The sequence below is a fragment of the Streptomyces sp. NPDC041968 genome (genome assembly GCF_055589025.1).
In genome coordinates, this window is the sequence record NZ_JBVJCB010000011.1 from 145,258 (window position 1) to 163,036 (window position 17,779).

The 17,779-nt window shown below is 71.5% G+C and carries 15 protein-coding genes; 11 read left to right on the forward strand and 4 right to left on the reverse strand.

The features are described from left to right. Positions 1 to 99: 99 nt before the first annotated feature. The 4 genes from ACZ6EG_RS26085 to mutM all read left to right on the forward strand — a co-directional run bounded on the left by ACZ6EG_RS26085 (position 100) and on the right by mutM (position 2,743). Positions 100 to 753, forward strand: coding sequence for a YceD family protein (locus tag ACZ6EG_RS26085; RefSeq protein ID WP_391971840.1), 654 nt, complete (start codon positions 100 to 102; stop codon positions 751 to 753). Between the two features lie 2 nt (positions 754 to 755). Next, positions 756 to 929, forward strand: coding sequence for a 50S ribosomal protein L32 (gene rpmF / locus ACZ6EG_RS26090; RefSeq protein ID WP_003951102.1), 174 nt, complete (start codon positions 756 to 758; stop codon positions 927 to 929). A 7-nt stretch (positions 930 to 936) separates the two neighbouring features. Then, positions 937 to 1,785, forward strand: a complete 849-nt coding sequence (gene rnc / locus ACZ6EG_RS26095; RefSeq protein WP_384702918.1) for a ribonuclease III — start codon at positions 937 to 939, stop codon at positions 1,783 to 1,785. Between the two features lie 97 nt (positions 1,786 to 1,882). Next, a complete protein-coding gene (gene mutM, locus ACZ6EG_RS26100) occupies positions 1,883 to 2,743 on the forward strand; it encodes a bifunctional DNA-formamidopyrimidine glycosylase/DNA-(apurinic or apyrimidinic site) lyase (RefSeq protein WP_383645794.1) in 861 nt (286 codons plus the stop codon). Here the strand turns inward: mutM and ACZ6EG_RS26105 are convergent. Next, a complete protein-coding gene (locus tag ACZ6EG_RS26105) occupies positions 2,733 to 3,137 on the reverse strand; it encodes a winged helix-turn-helix transcriptional regulator (protein ID WP_361012998.1) in 405 nt (134 codons plus the stop codon). The genes mutM and ACZ6EG_RS26105 overlap by 11 nt on opposite strands. A gap of 183 nt (positions 3,138 to 3,320) precedes the next feature. Here ACZ6EG_RS26105 and ACZ6EG_RS26110 point away from each other — a divergent pair, with 183 nt between their 5' ends. Next, positions 3,321 to 3,755 carry a DUF7144 family membrane protein gene (locus ACZ6EG_RS26110; RefSeq protein ID WP_469608040.1) on the forward strand — a complete coding sequence of 145 codons (435 nt, stop codon included), beginning with the start codon at positions 3,321 to 3,323 and terminating at the stop codon, positions 3,753 to 3,755. Positions 3,756 to 3,827: 72 nt separating this feature from the next. Here the strand turns inward: ACZ6EG_RS26110 and ACZ6EG_RS26115 are convergent, their stop codons facing one another. Further along, positions 3,828 to 5,018, reverse strand: coding sequence for a CAP domain-containing protein (locus ACZ6EG_RS26115; protein WP_391971838.1), 1,191 nt, complete (start codon positions 5,016 to 5,018; stop codon positions 3,828 to 3,830). A 207-nt stretch (positions 5,019 to 5,225) separates the two neighbouring features. On the opposite strand from ACZ6EG_RS26115, the gene ACZ6EG_RS26120 reads away from it, so the two are divergent. The 4 genes from ACZ6EG_RS26120 (at position 5,226) to ACZ6EG_RS26135 (ending at position 11,528) form a co-directional block, all read left to right on the forward strand. Further along, positions 5,226 to 5,507, forward strand: a complete 282-nt coding sequence (locus tag ACZ6EG_RS26120; protein WP_053137648.1) for an acylphosphatase — start codon at positions 5,226 to 5,228, stop codon at positions 5,505 to 5,507. A gap of 379 nt (positions 5,508 to 5,886) precedes the next feature. After that, positions 5,887 to 6,099, forward strand: coding sequence for a hypothetical protein (locus tag ACZ6EG_RS26125; protein WP_003973418.1), 213 nt, complete (start codon positions 5,887 to 5,889; stop codon positions 6,097 to 6,099). 263 nt (positions 6,100 to 6,362) lie between these two features. Further along, positions 6,363 to 9,917 carry a chromosome segregation protein SMC gene (gene smc / locus ACZ6EG_RS26130; protein WP_469608044.1) on the forward strand — a complete coding sequence of 1,185 codons (3,555 nt, stop codon included), beginning with the start codon at positions 6,363 to 6,365 and terminating at the stop codon, positions 9,915 to 9,917. A 192-nt stretch (positions 9,918 to 10,109) separates the two neighbouring features. Continuing rightward, positions 10,110 to 11,528 carry a sugar porter family MFS transporter gene (locus ACZ6EG_RS26135; RefSeq protein WP_469608047.1) on the forward strand — a complete coding sequence of 473 codons (1,419 nt, stop codon included), beginning with the start codon at positions 10,110 to 10,112 and terminating at the stop codon, positions 11,526 to 11,528. A 393-nt stretch (positions 11,529 to 11,921) separates the two neighbouring features. On the opposite strand, the gene ACZ6EG_RS26140 is transcribed toward ACZ6EG_RS26135, so the two are convergent. Further along, complete coding sequence (locus tag ACZ6EG_RS26140; RefSeq protein ID WP_469608049.1) at positions 11,922 to 13,373, reverse strand: cytosine permease; 1,452 nt, start codon at positions 13,371 to 13,373, stop codon at positions 11,922 to 11,924. A gap of 176 nt (positions 13,374 to 13,549) precedes the next feature. Between ACZ6EG_RS26140 and ftsY the strand changes: the two genes are divergently transcribed. Then, positions 13,550 to 14,758: a signal recognition particle-docking protein FtsY gene (ftsY, locus tag ACZ6EG_RS26145; protein WP_391971834.1), complete on the forward strand. Its 1,209-nt coding sequence runs from the start codon at positions 13,550 to 13,552 to the stop codon at positions 14,756 to 14,758. Positions 14,759 to 14,920: 162 nt separating this feature from the next. On the opposite strand, the gene ACZ6EG_RS26150 is transcribed toward ftsY, so the two are convergent. Next, a complete protein-coding gene (locus ACZ6EG_RS26150; RefSeq protein ID WP_391971833.1) occupies positions 14,921 to 15,595 on the reverse strand; it encodes a bifunctional DNA primase/polymerase in 675 nt (224 codons plus the stop codon). Between the two features lie 445 nt (positions 15,596 to 16,040). On the opposite strand from ACZ6EG_RS26150, the gene nsdA reads away from it, so the two are divergent. Next, positions 16,041 to 17,534, forward strand: coding sequence for a transcriptional repressor NsdA (nsdA, locus tag ACZ6EG_RS26155; protein ID WP_391971832.1), 1,494 nt, complete (start codon positions 16,041 to 16,043; stop codon positions 17,532 to 17,534). The last annotated feature ends 245 nt before the right edge of the window (positions 17,535 to 17,779 follow it).

Below are 17,779 nucleotides of genomic sequence, written 5' to 3' on the forward strand. Positions count from 1 at the left end.
CCAGTATCCTGGCTCTTCGGTCGCGTGTACGTCCGCGATCGACGCTGCCCGGGAACACCTCAGGGCGGCACCCCCAGCAAGGAAAGACCGAAAGCAGGAATGGTTCTGAACGCGCGCCTCGACCACCGCGACCCCCTCGTGTTCGACACGCACGAGCTGGGACGGCGGCCCGGTGCGCTGCAGCGCCTGACCCGCACGGTCGACGCTCCCCGGGACCTCGGCCTCCAGGGAGTCATCGGAGTGCCGGAAGGCGCTCCGGTGGAACTCGATCTCCGGCTCGAGTCGGTCATGGAAGGGGTGCTCGTCACAGGCACCGCCCGTGCCAAGGCCGAGGGGGAGTGCGTAAGGTGTCTGGAGCCGCTCGAGCAGCAGCTCGAAGCGGACTTCCAGGAGTTGTTCTCGTACCCTGACGCCGACGACCGGGGCCGCCCTGTGGCGGAACCGGGCGACGACGCCGAGGACGACGAGGACAGGCTCTTCATCGAGGACGGACTGATCGGCCTCGAACCCGTGCTGCGTGACGCGGTGGTGCTCGCACTGCCGATGCAGCCGGTGTGCCAGGAAGACTGCCAGGGTCTGTGCTCCGAGTGCGGAGTGCGCCTGTCGGACGACCCGGACCACCACCATGACGCCGTCGACATCCGTTGGGCGGCATTGCAGGGACTCGCCGGTTCACTCGAAGACGGCGAGAAGGACGAGATGAGCGGCGACGGGCCAGAATCCGCGGACGCCGCCGAGAAGCAGGAGAAGTAGCCGTGGCTGTTCCGAAGCGGAAGATGTCGCGCAGCAACACGCGCCACCGCCGGTCGCAGTGGAAGGCTGCGGTCCCCACCCTGGTTGCGTGCGAGCGCTGCCACGAGCCCAAGCAGCAGCACATCGCGTGCCCGTCTTGCGGCACTTACAACAAGCGCCAGGTCCTCGAGGTCTGAGCGGCTGGTGAGAGGCACTGTGTCAGTCCCCAAGAAGGCGGAAGACGCCAAGGCGGACCCACCCGCCAAGAAGAAGGCGGACACCCAGGCCTCGTCCCACACGCTTCTGGAAGGGCGGCTCGGCTATCAGCTCGAGTCCGCCCTTCTGGTGCGTGCGCTGACCCACCGTTCCTACGCGTACGAGAACGGCGGTCTGCCGACGAACGAGCGGCTGGAGTTCCTCGGTGACTCCGTCCTCGGCCTCGTCGTCACGGACACGCTGTACCGCACCCACCCCGACCTGCCCGAAGGCCAGCTGGCCAAGTTGCGGGCCGCGGTGGTCAACTCGCGTGCGCTGGCGGAGGTGGGCCGCGGGCTCGACCTGGGCTCCTTCATCCGGCTCGGCCGGGGTGAAGAGGGCACGGGCGGCCGGGACAAGGCATCGATCCTCGCCGACACCCTCGAAGCGGTGATCGGCGCGGTCTATCTCGATCAGGGCCTCGACGCGGCCTCCGAACTGGTGCACCGCCTGTTCGACCCGCTGATCGAGAAGTCCTCGAACCTCGGCGCCGGCCTGGACTGGAAGACCAGCCTCCAGGAACTCACCGCGACCGAAGGGCTCGGTGTCCCCGAGTACCTGGTCACGGAGACCGGCCCGGACCACGAGAAGACCTTCACTGCTGCCGCCCGCGTCGGAGGCGTCTCGTACGGCACCGGCACCGGCCGCAGCAAGAAGGAGGCGGAGCAGCAGGCCGCGGAATCCGCGTGGCGGGCCATCCGGGCCGCGGCGGACGAGCGCGCCAAGGCGACGGCGGCCCAGTCGGTCGCCGAAGCGGCGGACCTGCCGAGCGCAGACGCCCCGTCGGCCTCCGCCTGACCCGTCCGTTCCACCTGTTGCACGGCACGTCCCGAACGCCCGCCCCTCACCCGGGGCGGGCGTTCGGCTCGTCCGCCGGACCGTCCGAGGGGATGCCATGCCCGAGTTGCCCGAGGTCGAGGTCGTACGGCGCGGCCTGGAGCGCTGGATCGCCCACCGCACCGTCGCCGACGCCGAGGTACTGCACCCGCGCGCGGTACGCCGGCACATCGCCGGTCCCGACGACTTCGCCCACCGTCTGGAGGGCCACCGCATCGGCACGCCGAGCCGCCGCGGGAAGTACCTGTGGCTGCCGCTGGAGGACACCGGTCAGGCGGTCCTCGCGCACCTCGGGATGAGCGGCCAGCTGCTGGTCCAGCCGCACGAGACCCCCGCCGAGAAGCACCTGCGCGTCCGCGTCCGCTTCACCGACTCCCTCGGCACCGAACTCCGCTTCGTCGACCAGCGCACCTTCGGCGGCCTCTCCCTGCACGACACCACGCCCGACGGACTGCCCGACGTCATCGCGCACATCGCCCGCGACCCCCTCGACCCGCTCTTCGACGACGAGGCCTTCCACCTGGCGCTGCGCCGCAAGCGGACCACCATCAAACGGGCTCTGCTCGACCAGTCGCTCATCAGCGGCGTCGGCAACATCTACGCGGACGAGGCCCTGTGGCGCTCCCGCCTGCACTACGAACGCCCCACGGCGACCTTCACCCGCCCCCGTACCACCGAACTCCTCGGCCACGTCCGGGACGTGATGAACGCGGCCCTCGCCGTCGGCGGCACCAGCTTCGACAGCCTCTACGTCAACGTGAACGGCGAGTCCGGCTACTTCGACCGGTCGCTCGACGCGTACGGCCGGGAAGGTCTGCCGTGCCGTCGCTGCGCGACACCGATGCGCCGCCGGCCGTGGATGAACCGCTCCAGCTACTTCTGCCCGAAGTGCCAGCGCCCGCCGAGGATCATCCTGTAGGGGTCCGCCGGGCGTCGTACCGCTCCCGCGAGGCCAGCACCTCGTCCATCCGCCCCTCCAGGCACTGGATGAGCGCGATCAGCCGCTCGGCCACCGCACGCCCCAGGTCCGTGAGCTCGTAGTCCACGCGGGGCGGGTTGGTCGGCTGGGCCTCGCGGTGCACCAGGCCGTCACGCTCCAGGGCGTGCAGCGTCTGGGCCAGCATCTTCTCGCTGACGCCGTCGACGCGGCGCCGCAACTCGTTGAAGCGCAGGGTGCCCTCGAACAGCGCGCCGAGCGTCAGCGCGCCCCAACGGCCCGTGACGTGCTCCAGGGTGCCGCGCGAGGGACAGGCCCTGGAGAACACGTCGAACGGCAGGTCCTGCTCTCCCGTGCGCTCCTGCGTGGTCGACATACGACAAAGCGTACGCGAGCGCAGCGCTGTGCCGCAGGTTGCGCTGAGCGGGGGACAGGGCCCGTGGACGTGCGGTCGGTGTCCGGAATGCCGGGGGAGCGCGGCCGTGTCACGCTGAGAGAGCGCCGCCCCGCTGTGAGCGTTTCAGCAGGCCGGACGGCCCCGCCTCCTGAGGAGCCCGCCATGCCCCGTGACGCCGCCCCACCCCGAACGACCGGAGCCGGCCCACGGCCGGGGCACGCGCCCGTGTCGGGTACCACCGTCCTCGCGGCAGCGCTGATGATTTTCGGTGGCGCGATGGCGATCTTCGAAGGGATCGCCGCCATCGCTGAGGACGACCTGTTCGTCGCGACGCGCCACTACGTGTTCGAGTTCAGTCTCGCGGGCTGGGGCTGGGTGCACCTGATCCTCGGCATCGTCATCGTCGTCGCCGGGTGCGCCGTGCTCGGTGGCGCGCTGTGGGCCCGCTTCCTCGGCGTGTTCGTGGCGGGGCTCGGCGCGATCGCCAACTTCCTCTGGGTCCCGTACTACCCGCTCTGGGCCCTGACGCTGGTCGCCGTCAACCTCTTCGTCGTCTGGGCCCTGTGCACGGGCATGCACAGAGAGGCCCACGCCTGACGGCAGGCATGCCGGGACGCGCCGGGGGACCGGGCGGGTCCGGGCGGTGCGGGGCCGTGGCCCGGGGTTGTCTCAGTAGCCGAAGTTCTGCGTCCACCAGGGACCGCCGGAGCCGAAGTGGACTCCGACGCCCAGGGTGCGGAAGTCGCAGTTGAGGATGTTGGCCTTGTGGCCCGGGCTGTCCATCCAGGCGTCCATCACGGCCTGGGCGTCGGCCTGGCCGCGGGCTATGTTCTCGCCGCCGAGGTCGGTTATCCCGGCCGCCTCGGCCCGGTCCCAGGGGGTCGCTCCGCTGGGGTCGGTGTGGTCGAAGAAGCCCTCAGCGGCCATGGCCGCGCTGAAGTCCTCGGCCAGTTCGCGCAGCGCGCTGTTCGCGGCCACCGGGCTGCAGCCCACCTTGGCCCGCTCGTCGTTGACGAGCTTGAGCACCTGGGCCTGGGCGACGGCTTCGTCCGACGCGCTGGCCGGTGTGCTGGGCTGCGCCGGCTTCACCCCCGCCGGGCGCGACGGCGTGGGCTTCGCCTCGGTGTCCGGCGTGGACCGCTGCCTCTCGGTCTTCGACGGTGTCCCGGCCGGAGCGGCGGGCTTGGTCACCGACGCGGAGGGGGAGGACGGCGAGGAAGAGGACCCGGACGGTGCGGAGGGGGACGCGGAGCCCGAGGGCGAGGAGGCAGGCGCCGAGGAGCGGTCGGTGCCCCGGCTCGCGGCGTCCCCGCCCCGGCCGGCCTCGGCGCTGCCGGAGGTGCCGCCCTGCCCGGACGGCGTGTTCGTCGGCGCGTCCTGGGCCTGCACCCGGCCGCCCCCGTCGCTGCTCGTCCCGCCGCCGATCCGGTAGTTGTCGAGGCCGGGAACAGCGCCCGTGGCCACCGCCACCGCGCCGAGGGCGACCGCGGCGGAGACGCCGAGCAGGCCCGTACGGACCGGGGTGACGCCCTTCCTCTTGCGGCGGCGGTGGTTCCCCGCGCGCTGCGGCCCCTCGTCGGGGGCGAAGCCGTCGCTCGGGAAGGGGACGGTGCGGCCGGCCTGCGGGGGGCCGTCGCCTCCGTCGCCGTCCGGGCCCTCGGACGCGAACAGGTAGGCGTCACTGCGCGCCCGGACCTCGGCGTACGCCTCCGGGTTCAGGTAGGGCGCGATCCCCATCGTGGGGCGGTCGCCCGGGGCCGGCTCGGTGCCGCCCCTCCCCGTGGTGCCGTCCGTGCGGTGGTCCTCCGCGGCACGGCCCGTGGCGGCGCGGCCGGCGGCGGAGCGTCGGTGGCGTCCCATGTTCTGGCCTTCCTCGTCCTCGCGCTGGACGTGTCTCGCGCCGGACGTCGCTCGCGGTCGACTCCTCGCGGCCGACGTGTCCGCACGATCAACACGCAACTCACACGTTCGAGTGAGTTTCAGGTGTGATTCATTGGGTGGGGACGGTACCGCATGGCGCAAGGGGGTGAAGTGTCCGGCGAGACATTGACTGGTTAGCTTGCCCCCATGAGTGAGGATGTACGGCTGGTCGCGTGGGTGCGCGGACAGGTCCAGGGCGTGGGTTTCCGCTGGTTCACCCGGGCCAGGGCGTTGGAACTCGGCGGGATGAGTGGTTTTGCTCTCAATCTGGCCGACGGGCGCGTCCAGGTCGTGGCGGAGGGCCCGCGCGAGCGGTGCGAGGGCCTGCTCGACTGGCTCCGCGGCGACGACACGCCCGGGCGCGTGGACGGTGTCACCGAGATCTGGGACACACCTCGCGGTGGCTACGAGGGCTTCGCCATCCGCTGACACGGTGTCGCGTGCGGACCTCGGAGCCTCCCGCGGGAGCGACCCCGCAGGGGTGCCCGGGGCGAAAAGGACCAGGTGGTTGCCAAGAACGGTGTCTCATGGCAGGCTCCGCACGCAGGATGATCGCCACGCCCCCAGGGGCCCGCAGGAGTCGCCGCGTCGCCGTTCCCAGGCCGCGTGCCCCCGGGCGCCCGTCAATACGGGGCGTGATCGTGTTGACCGTCAAACTTTTTGGTGAGACGCTGAAAGCCCCGCGCACCTTAGCTGTTTGGCATGGTTGAACGGCAGGAAAAACTCCAAAGTGCCAAGCACCGCGGGTGCGATTCCCTCACGACCCACACCGCTTCGGTCGGTCACTCATTGTGGAGGACCATCCATCATGGCAAAGGCGCTTCTCGGTTACGTCGGCGGCTCCGACCCGCGACTCCTCGCCGAGATGCGACGGCTCCAGCAGCGCGTCCAGGACCTGGAATCCGAGCTCGGACGGATCCAGGCGGAGAACGATGCGCTGGCGGCTGCCGCTTCTCACGACAGGATCATGGAGAGCATGGAGAGCGTTGACGCACACCAGGCGGAGCCTGCGCTCACCTGATCACTGCATCGCTCCAACGCGGCACAGCAGTGGTCGGGCCCGCCCGTACAACCGCTCAGGTGTCAGAGTCTGCAAGGGACGCTTCGGCGTCCCTTCTTTCTTGGCTTCCTGCCCCCGTCCCCGCCGTCCGGCCCGCCTTCTTCTCCCCCGCGCATCCTTTCACCCTCTTCAACGTCTGATGTGCCCTGCACGTTCACTCGTGAAACCGCGGCGGTTCACCGGTTCATGGAGTGAGACACCCGCGAGAGGTAGAGTCCGGCGGCGTGCACCTGAAGGCCCTGACCCTCCGCGGATTCAAGTCGTTCGCCTCGGCGACCACGCTCCGGTTCGAACCGGGCATCACCTGCGTCGTCGGTCCGAACGGCTCGGGCAAGTCCAACGTCGTGGACGCGCTCAGCTGGGTCATGGGAGAGCAGGGCGCCAAGTCGCTGCGCGGCGGCAAGATGGAGGACGTGATCTTCGCCGGCACCACCGGCCGCCCGCCGCTCGGCCGGGCCGAGGTGTCGCTGACCATCGACAACTCCGACGGGGCGCTGCCCATCGAGTACGCCGAGGTCACCATCACGCGGATCATGTTCCGCAACGGTGGCAGCGAGTACCAGATCAACGGTGACACGTGCCGCCTCCTGGACATCCAGGAGCTGCTCTCCGACTCCGGCATCGGCCGCGAGATGCACGTCATCGTCGGCCAGGGCCAGCTCGACTCCGTCCTGCACGCCGACCCCATGGGGCGCCGGGCGTTCATCGAGGAGGCCGCCGGCGTCCTCAAGCACCGCAAGCGCAAGGAGAAGGCGCTGCGCAAGCTGGACGCGATGCAGGCCAACCTCGCCCGCGTGCAGGACCTCACCGACGAACTCCGGCGCCAGCTCAAGCCGCTCGGCCGGCAGGCGGCGGTGGCCCGACGCGCCGCCGTCATCCAGGCCGACCTGAGGGACGCGCGGCTCCGGCTCCTCGCCGACGACCTCGTACGGCTGCGCGAGGCGCTCCAGGCCGAGATCGCCGACGAGGCCGCCCTGAAGGAACGCAAGGAAGCCGCCGAGCAGGAGCTGGGCAGGGCGCTGCGCCGCGAGGCGGACCTGGAGGACGAGGTACGTCGGCTCACCCCGCGCCTCCAGCGGGCCCAGCAGACCTGGTACGAGCTCTCCCAGCTCGCCGAGCGGGTCCGCGGCACGATCTCGCTCGCGGACGCGCGCGTGAAGAGCGCCACCTCCGCACCTCCCGAGGAGCGGCGCGGCCGGGACCCGGAGGAACTGGAGCGCGAGGCCGCCCGGGTCCGCGAACAGGAGGCCGAACTCGAGGCGGCCCTGGAGGCCGCGGAGCGCGCTCTGGAGGACACGGTCGCCCACCGCGCCGACCTCGAACGCGAACTGGCCCTGGAGGAGCGCCGCCTCAAGGACGCCGCCCGGGCCATCGCCGACCGTCGTGAAGGACTGGCCCGGCTCAGCGGCCAGGTGGGCGCTGCCCGTTCGCGTGCCGCCTCCGCCCAGGCCGAGATCGAGCGGCTGGCACAGGCCCGGGACGAATCCCGGGAGAGGGCCGCCGCGGCCCAGGAGGAGTACGAGGCGCTCCAGGCCGAGGTCGACGGTCTGGACGCAGGGGACCAGGAACTCGCCGAGCGGTACGACGCCGCCAAGCGGGGACTGGCCGAGGCGGAGGCGGCTCTGGGCGCCGCCCGGGAGGCGGCCACCGCGGCGGAACGGCAGCGCGCGGCGACACGGGCCCGCCACGAGGCGCTCGCGCTGGGACTGCGCCGCAAGGACGGCACCGGGTCGCTGCTCGCCGCCCGGGACCGGCTCACCGGTCTGCTCGGCCCGGCCGCCGGACTCCTCACCGTGACCCCGGGCCACGAGGTCGCCCTGGCCGCGGCGTTCGGCGCCGCCGCCGACGCCCTCGCGGTCACCTCCCCGGCGGCCGCCGCGGACGCCATCCGTCTGCTGCGCAAGCAGGACGCCGGGCGGGCCGCCCTGCTCCTGGCCGGCGCCCCCGACGACGTACCGGAGGAACCGCGCCCCGACGGGGCGCCGTACGCCGCCGATCTGGTGCGCGGGCCCTCCGAGCTGATGCCCGCCGTGCGGCGGCTGCTGCGCGGGGTCGTCGTGGTCGCCACTCTGGAGGACGCCGAGGACCTCGTCTACGCCCGGCCCGGGCTGACCGCCGTCACCGCCGAGGGCGACCTCCTGGGCGCGCACTTCGCGCAGGGCGGCTCCGCCGGGGCGCCGAGCCTCCTGGAGGTCCAGGCGTCCGTGGACCAGGCCGCCGCCGAGCTGGAGGAGCTGGGCGTGCGGTGCGGGGAACTGGCCGAGGCGCAGGACGCGGCCGTCGAACGGCGCCGGGAGTGTGCCGCGCTGGTCGAGGAGCTGGGGGAGCGGCGCCGGGCCGCCGACCGGGAGAAGTCGGCCGTCGCCCAGCAGCTCGGCCGGCTGGCGGGGCAGGCGCGGGGAGCGGCCGGGGAGGCCGAGCGGTCCGCCGCCGCAGCCGCCCGGGCGCAGGAGGCGCTGGACAGGGCGCTGACGGACGTCGAGGAACTGGCCGAGCGGCTCGCCGTCGCCGAGGAGATGCCGGTCGAGGAGGAACCCGACACCTCCGTGCGCGACCGGCTCGCCGCCGACGGAGCCAACGCCCGCCAGACCGAGATGGAGGCCCGGCTCCAGGCCCGTACCCACGAGGAGCGGGTCAAGGGCCTCGCCGGGCGGGCCGACTCCCTGGACCGCGCCGCCCGTGCGGAGCGCGAGGCACGCGCGCGTGCCGAGCAGCGCCGGGCCAGGCTGCGGCACGAGGCGGCCGTCGCGGAGGCGGTCGCCGCCGGCGCCCGGCAGCTGCTCGCGCACATCGAGGTCTCCCTGGCACGGGCCGACGGGGAGCGCACCGCCGCCGAGGCCGCCAAGGCCCGCCGCGAGCAGGAACTGTCCGCCGCGCGCACCGCCGGACGCGACCTCAAGGCGGAGCTCGACAAGTTGACGGATTCAGTCCACCGGGGCGAGGTACTCGGCGCCGAAAAGCGGCTGCGCATCGAGCAGCTGGAGACCAAGGCGCTGGAGGAACTCGGTGTGGAACCGGCGGGACTCGCGGCCGAGTACGGCCCCCATCAGGAGGTGCCGCCCTCGCCCCCCGCCGAGGGCGAGGAGCTGCCGGACGATCCGGAGCACCCGCGCAACCGCCCCCGGCCCTTCGTCCGATCCGAGCAGGAGAAGCGGCTGAAGGCCGCCGAGCGCGCCTACCAGCAGCTCGGCAAGGTCAATCCGCTGGCCCTGGAGGAGTTCGCCGCGCTCGAGGAACGGCACCAGTTCCTGAGCGAACAGCTGGAGGACCTGAAGAAGACCCGCGCCGACCTGCACCAGGTCGTCAAGGAGGTCGACGAGCGGGTCGAACAGGTCTTCACCGAGGCCTTCCGGGACACGGCCCGGGAGTTCGAGGGCGTCTTCAGCCGGCTGTTCCCGGGCGGTGAGGGGCGGCTTCTCCTGACCGACCCGGACAACATGCTCACCACCGGGGTGGACGTCGAGGCCCGGCCGCCGGGCAAGAAGGTCAAGAGGCTCTCGCTGCTCTCGGGCGGTGAGCGCTCCCTGACCGCCGTGGCGATGCTCGTGTCGATCTTCAAGGCGCGGCCCAGCCCGTTCTACGTCATGGACGAGGTGGAGGCGGCGCTCGACGACACGAACCTCCAGCGGCTGATCCGGATCATGCAGGAGCTGCAGGAGGCCTCGCAGCTGATCGTCATCACGCACCAGAAGCGGACGATGGAGGTCGCGGACGCGCTGTACGGCGTGTCCATGCAGGGCGACGGTGTGTCGAAGGTCATCAGCCAGCGGCTCCGGTAGTTCTGACCGGCATCGCTTCAATTCTTGAACGCTTGACTCGTATCGGCATCTCCAAACTCACAGCTCCCGCCCTATTGACTTCGAAACTTGAAGGCATAGTCTCTGCAACGTTGCTTTTACCTTCAGGTCCCTTCAATGGCACCTCGAAGGCGATCCACCCCGGCAGCGTTGCCGGCAGCCCGAGGAGTACACGTGGCCAGCACACCGCAGGCACCCCCATCAGGAGCCAGAGCGGCTCACCCCGAACATCTCGGGCACGTCATCTTCATCGCCGCGGCGGCCGCCATGGGCGGTTTCCTGTTCGGCTACGACAGTTCCGTGATCAACGGTGCCGTCGAGGCCATCCGGGACCGCTACGACGTGGGCTCCGCGGTGCTGGCCCAGGTCATCGCCATCGCGCTGATCGGCTGTGCCATCGGAGCGGCGACCGCGGGACGCATCGCCGACCGCATCGGCCGCATCCGCTGCATGCAGATCGCGGCGGTCCTCTTCACCGTCAGCGCCGTCGGCTCCGCCCTGCCCTTCGCGCTGTGGGACCTCGCCATGTGGCGCGTCATCGGCGGTTTCGCCATCGGCATGGCCTCGGTGATCGGCCCCGCCTACATCGCCGAGGTCTCCCCGCCCGCCTACCGCGGCCGGCTCGGCTCCTTCCAGCAGGCCGCGATCGTCGTCGGCATCGCCGTGTCGCAGCTGGTCAACTGGGGTCTGCTGAACGCCGCCGGCGGCGATCAGCGCGGTGAGCTGATGGGCCTGGAGGCCTGGCAGGTCATGCTGGGCGTCATGGTGATCCCGGCCGCTCTCTACGGCCTGCTGTCCTTCGCCATCCCCGAGTCGCCGCGCTTCTTGGTCTCCGTGGGCAAGCACGAGCGCGCCCGGAAGATCCTCGAAGAGGTCGAGGGCAAGGAGGTGGACTTCGACGCCCGCATCGCCGAGATCGAGCACGCGATGCACCGCGAGGAGAAGTCCTCCTTCAAGGACCTGCTCGGCTCCAGCTTCTTCTTCAAGCCGATCGTCTGGATCGGCATCGGCCTGTCGGTCTTCCAGCAGTTCGTCGGCATCAACGTCGCGTTCTACTACTCCTCGACGCTGTGGCAGTCGGTCGGCGTCGACCCGACGGACTCGTTCTTCTACTCCTTCACGACGTCGATCATCAACATCGTCGGCACCGTGATCGCGATGATCTTCGTGGACCGCGTCGGCCGCAAGCCGCTGGCCCTCATCGGCTCGGTCGGCATGGTGATCGGCCTGGCGCTGGAGGCCTGGGCGTTCTCCTTCGACCTGGTCGACGGCAAGCTCCCGGCCACCCAGGGCTGGGTCGCATTGATCGCCGCCCACCTCTTCGTGCTCTTCTTCGCCCTGTCCTGGGGCGTGGTCGTCTGGGTCTTCCTCGGCGAGATGTTCCCCAACCGCATCCGCGCCGCCGCGCTGGGCGTGGCCGCCTCCGCGCAGTGGATCGCCAACTGGGCCATCACCGCGAGCTTCCCGTCGCTGGCCGAGTGGAACCTCTCCGGTACCTACGTGATCTACACGATCTTCGCCGCGCTCTCCATCCCCTTCGTGCTCAAGTTCGTGAAGGAGACGAAGGGCAAGGCCCTGGAGGAGATGGGCTGACCGCCCCCGATCCCGGGGAGAAGGGCCAAGTCCCCGCTGCCCCTCTCCTCGCACTGTCCGCCGCCCCCGCACCGGTCACTCCGGACGGGGGCGGCGGTGTCGTTTCCGCCTCCGTGAGGAAGCCGACGGGCTCCCTCAAGGCCCGGTACCCGCCGGTGCGCCGGCACGGCCCGCCGGTGAGGCCGTGGCTCGCGGTGGAGGGACCCCGACAGGCTCGCGGCCCGGGCCGGCCAGGGGCGTACGAGGTCCGGCCGCGGGGTGCGGCGGGGCCCGATCGCGGTGGTGCGCGCCGCGCGGCCGGGGGTGAGTCGTTCGACCCGGGCCCGGACACGTCGACGCCCCCCGCACCATCCGGCGCGGGGGGCGTCGACGTGTCCGGGCGGACGGACCGGGTCAGACGGTCACGGTCTCGGGCTGCTCGGCCCGCTCCGCGGGCGCCGCCGGGACGGTCACCGCCGGCTTCGGCAGCACCACGTAGAGCAGGCCGGAGATCACCACCGTGGCGACCCAGCCGAGGCCGTACTCACCGATGACGTTGTTCGAGGCGAGCGGGCCGGTGAACCAGTCGGACGTCGTGAACATCAGGCCCGCGAGCAGCCCGACCGCCCAGGCGGCGACGGCGGCGGGGGAGAAGCCGCCCCGGTACCAGTAGGCACTGGTGCGCCCGGTGTCGGCCAGGGCCTCGCCGTCGTACTCCTTGCGGCGCAGCATGTCCGCGCCGAAGACACCGACCCAGGCGGAGAAGGCGACGGCCAGCAGCGACAGGAAGGCGATGAAGGAACCCATGAAACTGGTCGCCACCAGCATCAGCACGCCACCGAAGATCAGCGAGATGACGGCGTTGACGGAGACCGCCCAGTGCCGCGGGACCTTGAAGCCGAGGGTCTGCGCGGTGAAGCCGGCCGAATACATCGACATCGAGTTGATCAGCAGCATGCCGATCAGCGCGATCAGCAGGTAGGGCACCGCGATCCAGGTCGGCAGGATCTCACCGAGGAAGGACACCGGGTCGGAGGCCGAGGCCAGGTCCGGAGTGGAGACGGCCATGACCATGCCCATCAGCACCATCGGCAGGACGACGATCCCGGCACCGCCGATCGTCACGCCCACGATCCCCTTCGAGGAGGCCGTGCGCGGCAGGTACCGGGTGAAGTCCGGGGCCGACGGGATCCAGCTCACACCGCCGGCGGCGATCAGGCCGACGCCCGTGATCATCGCGGCCACCGACCCGGCGGACCGGTCGAAGACCGCCGACCAGTCGGTGTCGACGACCAGGTAGCCGAGCACCAGCACCGAGAAGGCGCCGAAGAGGTACGCCGCGTACTTGTTGCACTTCTGCACGGCGTTGATGCCCAGCCCGGAGATCGCGAACGTCGCCACGACGAAGGCCAGCAGCGTCACCATGTCCAGCACCGCGTTGGCCCGCACACCGAACACGATGTCCAGCACGGTGAGCAGGGCGTAAGCGCCGGTCACCGCGTTGATCGTCTCCCAGCCCCAGCGGGCGACCCAGATCAGCGAACCGGGCAGCAGGTTGCCCCGCTGCCCGAACACCGCCCGGGACAGGGCCATGCCGGGTGCCCCACCGCGCTTCCCGGCGATGCCGATCAGCCCGACCAGGCCGTACGAGAGGACCGGGGCGGCGCCCGCGACCACGAGGGCCTGCCAGAAGTTGAGCCGGTACGCCACGACGAGGCTCGCGCCCATCGTGAGCAGCAGCACGCTGATGTTGGCGCCTACCCAGGTCGGGAAAAGCTCGCGGGTCCGGGCGGTGCGCTCCTCGTCGGGCACCTGCTCGATGCCACGCGTTTCCAGGGTGCCTTCGGTCTCGGCGGTCTTGCTCATGTGGGGGGTCCGTGCCTCGATCGTGGGAGAAGAGGGGGCGGTCGGGACTCTACGCGCGTTGACGCGGCCTCTTCCATCGTACTTTGCTCCGACTCCTTCCCTCCAGGGGCCTTTGTCCCTCAGAGGAAGACACAAAAAGCGGCCTGCGGGGGTCCATGGCTGATACTGGACGGGTTATGGACATCGTCATCCTTGCTGTAGTCATCGCCGTGGTCGTGATCGGTGCGCTCGGCGGGCTGGTCGTGGGCAGTCGCCGTAAGAAGCAGCTGCCTCCGCCGCCCCCGTCCACGCCCGACATCACCGCCCCTCCGGCCGAGCCGCACGTCGGCGAAGAGGCCGAGACGCCGCGCGACGAAACGCGCCGGACGATAGAGGAGGTCGACCTCCCGGACGGCGGCACCGCCACCGTCGAGGAGCCGCCCGTCGTCGAAGAGCTCGAGATCCCGCAGATCGAGGTTCCCGAGCCCACCGCCGGCCGTCTGGTCCGGCTCCGTGCCCGCCTCTCCCGCTCGCAGAACGCCCTCGGCAAGGGCCTGCTCACCCTGCTCTCCCGGGAGCATCTCGACGAGGACACCTGGGAGGAGATCGAGGACACGCTGCTCACCGCCGACGTCGGCGTGCAGCCCACCCAGGAGCTGGTGGAACGGCTGCGCGAGCGGGTGAGGGTGCTCGGCACCCGCACGCCCGACGAGCTGCGCGGCCTGCTGCGCGAGGAGCTGATCACCCTCCTCGGCCCGGACATGGACCGCGAGGTCAAGACGGAGCCGCCCGGCGGCAAGCCCGGCATCGTGATGGTCGTCGGGGTCAACGGCACCGGGAAGACCACCACCACCGGCAAGCTCGCCCGCGTCCTGGTCGCCGACGGCCGCAGTGTCGTCCTCGGCGCCGCCGACACCTTCCGTGCCGCCGCCGCCGACCAGCTCCAGACCTGGGGCGAGCGGGTCGGCGCGCACACCGTCCGCGGCCCCGAGGGCGGCGACCCGGCCTCCGTCGCCTTCGACGCGGTCAAGGAGGGCAAGGAGATCGGTTCGGACGTCGTCCTCATCGACACCGCCGGCCGCCTGCACACCAAGACCGGCCTCATGGACGAGCTCGGCAAGGTCAAGCGGGTCGTGGAGAAGCACGCGCCGCTGGACGAGGTGCTGCTCGTGCTCGACGCCACCACCGGCCAGAACGGTCTGATCCAGGCCCGGGTCTTCGCCGAGGTCGTCGACATCACCGGCATCGTGCTCACCAAGCTGGACGGCACGGCCAAGGGCGGCATCGTGGTCGCCGTGCAGCGCGAGCTGGGTGTGCCGGTCAAGCTGATCGGACTCGGCGAGGGCGCGGACGACCTGGCACCGTTCGAGCCGGCCGCGTTCGTGGATGCCCTCATCGGCGAGTGACACCACCCGGCCGCACCCGGTGCCCGCACCGGTCCACGCGCACGAGGAAGCGCCCGCCCCCCGTCACCCGGGGGCGGGCGCTCTTTCGTGCGACTGTCCGCGCGGCGCACGCGCGCTCCAGCGGCCGGAGGGCAGCGGCCGGAGGGTCAGGAGCCGGAGGGGCTAGGCCCGGGAGCGATGGGCCACGTACGCCAGCGTCCCCAGCAGCAGGCGGGCCGCCGGTGGCCTGGTCGCCGAGTCGAGGGCCGGGGGGCGGAGCCAGCGCACCGGGCCCCGGCCGGCGCGGTCGGATGGCGGGGCGGTGATGTACGCACCGCGGCCCAGGCCGCGCAGGTCCAGGGCGGACGGGTCGTCCCAGCCCATGCGGTAGAGCAGGCGGGGCAGCTCGGCGGCGGCGCCCGGCGCGACGAAGAACAGCGCGCGGCCCTGCGGGGAGGCCGCGACCGGCCCGAGCGGAAGGCCCATGCGCTCCAGCCGGGCCAGCGCCCGCAGCCCGGCGGGCTCGGCGACCTCGATCACGTCGAACGTCCGCCCGACCGGCAGCATCACCGATGCGCCCGGATACTCGGCCCAGGCCTCGCTCGCCTCGTCCAGCGTCGCACCGGCGGGCACCTCCGGAGCGAAGGCCAGGGGGTGCGCGCCCGGTGCCGGACAGTCCTCCCGGCCGCAGGAGCAGGCCCCCGCGGCGGCCCGCGCCCCCGGCACCACGTCCCAGCCCCACAGCCCGGTGAACTCGGCGACGACCGTGCACTCCGACGCCCGGCCGCGGCGCCGCGGACCGGACCGGATGTCGCGCATGCCCCGAGTGCCGCCGCCGATGCCGATCGTGAAGCCCATGCCCCCTCCAACGGGTTCGACGCAGCGACGGTTACGCAGCGGACGCAAAACGTGACTCTCTGCTTCCACCTCCCCATCGGAGCGCGGTTCAGACAGCGTCCGGAAGCACCGCGGGTGGTGCGTTCGCCCGTGCACGCCCCGATGTGCGCCCTCGCACCGACTCCTGGTCGGCCTGTGTCAAGTGAATCGCGCCCAGGCCACCGGGAGTTCATTCGAAGGGGTGGCGAATGGTGGCGATTCCGCAATCGGCGTGGCTGGACGGGTGATCGTAGGATTACTTTGTGTGCATGACGCCGTGGGGCACATGCACTCATGGGTATGCCGGAGGCAACTCGACTTTCCGTTCGAAGGGTGGCAACCAGGGGACGGACGGCCACAACCACCGGCATTCTGATAGGGCTTGGCGCACTCGGCGACAGGTGGTCTCAGGGATGGGGGCGTTCCAGTGAGCGGCAACGGCGGAAGCGGTACGAGCGCGGCAAGCGCGTCGCACGCTGACAAGCGCCCCAACGAGCTGCTCACCTCGTGGTTCGCCCGCAGCGGCTGGTCCAAGGGCGAGCTGGCCCGCCAGGTCAACCGCAGGGCGCGCCAGCTGGGCGCCAACCACATCTCCACGGACACCTCGCGCGTGCGCCGCTGGCTCGACGGGGAGAACCCGCGCGAGCCGATCCCGCGCATCCTCTCCGAACTGTTCTCCGAGCGCTTCGGTGTCGTCGTCTCCGTCGAGGATTTGGGCCTGCGCTCCACCCGCCCCACGCCCTCCGCGACGGGCGTCGACCTGCCGTGGACGGGCCCGCAGACCGTGGCCCTGCTCAGCGAGTTCTCGCGCAGCGACCTGATGCTGGCGCGGCGCGGCTTCCTCGGGAGCTCGCTGGCCCTCTCCGCGGGCCCGTCCCTGATCGAGCCCATGCAGCGCTGGCTCGTCCCCGCTCCCCAGGCCACCGCCTCCGGGCGTGAGTCCGCGTCGTCCCCGGGCGCGCGGGGGCGCCTGTCCAAGCCCGAGCTGGACCTGCTGGAGTCCACCGCCGTGATGTTCCGCCGCTGGGACGCCCAGTGCGGCGGCGGTCTGCGCCGCAAGGCGGTCGTCGGCCAGCTCCACGAAGTGACCGACCTGCTCCAGGAACCCCAGTCGGAGGCCACCCGGTCCACCCTGTTCAAGGTCGCCGCCGAACTCGCCGAGCTGGCCGGCTGGATGTCGTACGACGTGGGGCTCCAGCCCACCGCGCAGAAGTACTTCGTGCTCGCGCTGCACGCCGCCAAGGAGGCCGGGGACCGGCCGCTCGGCTCGTACATCCTCTCCAGCATGAGCCGCCAGATGATCCACCTCGGCCGGCCCGACGACGCGCTGGAGCTGATCCACCTCGCGCAGTACGGCAGCCGGGACTGCGCGAGCCCCCGCACCCAGTCGATGCTGTACGCGATGGAGGCCCGCGCCTACGCCAACATGGGGCAGCCCGGCCGCTGCAAGCGGGCCGTGCGCATGGCCGAGGACACCTTCGCCGAGGCCGACGAGTGGGACGAGCCGGACCCCGACTGGATCCGCTTCTTCTCCGAGGCCGAGCTCTACGGGGAGAACAGCCACTCCTTCCGCGACCTCGCCTACGTCGCCGGCCGCAGCCCCGCCTACGCCTCCCTCGCCGAGCCCCTGATGCGCCGGGCCGTGGAACTCTTCGCCGAGGACGAGGAGCACCAGCGTTCCTACGCGCTGAACCTCATCGGCATGGCCACCGTGCACCTGCTGCACAAGGAGCCCGAGGCGAGCACCGGCCTGGTCACCGAAGCCATGGGCATCGCCAAGAAGGTCCGCTCCGAACGCGTCAACACCCGCATCCGCAAGACCGTCGACACGGCCGTACGCGATTTCGGCGACCTGAGCGTCGTCGTCGACCTCACCGAACGGCTCGCCGTCGAGTTGCCGGAGACCGCCGAGGCGGTCTGAAACCCACCAGCCCCGGCCGCGGCCGGCCCTCCCGAACAGCCCGACTCGGCTCCCCCATGCCAGGTCATTCGGAGGCCCGCCGCGGCCGGCTCATGTCCGCGGTCGCACGAGGCACACCCTGCCGATCGACGGACCCCGCACCCGGCAGTTCACCGGGGTGTAACACGCACAGCGCCTTCGTCACGGCGGCGAAACAACCAGGGGCCTCCACCGAAACCGCGCTGCGTCAATCTCGTGGCGCATAA

Coding starts and splice junctions, on each gene's coding strand:
- mutM (WP_383645794.1), top strand. CDS start 1,883: ATGCCCGAGTTGCCCGAGGTCGAGGTCGTACGGCGCGGCCTGGAGCGC.
- ACZ6EG_RS26125 (WP_003973418.1), top strand. CDS start 5,887: ATGGCAAAGGCGCTTCTCGGTTACGTCGGCGGCTCCGACCCGCGACTC.
- ACZ6EG_RS26140 (WP_469608049.1), bottom strand. CDS start 13,373: ATGAGCAAGACCGCCGAGACCGAAGGCACCCTGGAAACGCGTGGCATC.
- ACZ6EG_RS26150 (WP_391971833.1), bottom strand. CDS start 15,595: ATGGGCTTCACGATCGGCATCGGCGGCGGCACTCGGGGCATGCGCGAC.
- ACZ6EG_RS26115 (WP_391971838.1), bottom strand. CDS start 5,018: ATGGGACGCCACCGACGCTCCGCCGCCGGCCGCGCCGCCACGGGCCGT.
- ACZ6EG_RS26110 (WP_469608040.1), top strand. CDS start 3,321: ATGCCCCGTGACGCCGCCCCACCCCGAACGACCGGAGCCGGCCCACGG.
- ACZ6EG_RS26085 (WP_391971840.1), top strand. CDS start 100: ATGGTTCTGAACGCGCGCCTCGACCACCGCGACCCCCTCGTGTTCGAC.
- ftsY (WP_391971834.1), top strand. CDS start 13,550: ATGGACATCGTCATCCTTGCTGTAGTCATCGCCGTGGTCGTGATCGGT.
- ACZ6EG_RS26105 (WP_361012998.1), bottom strand. CDS start 3,137: ATGTCGACCACGCAGGAGCGCACGGGAGAGCAGGACCTGCCGTTCGAC.
- ACZ6EG_RS26120 (WP_053137648.1), top strand. CDS start 5,226: ATGAGTGAGGATGTACGGCTGGTCGCGTGGGTGCGCGGACAGGTCCAG.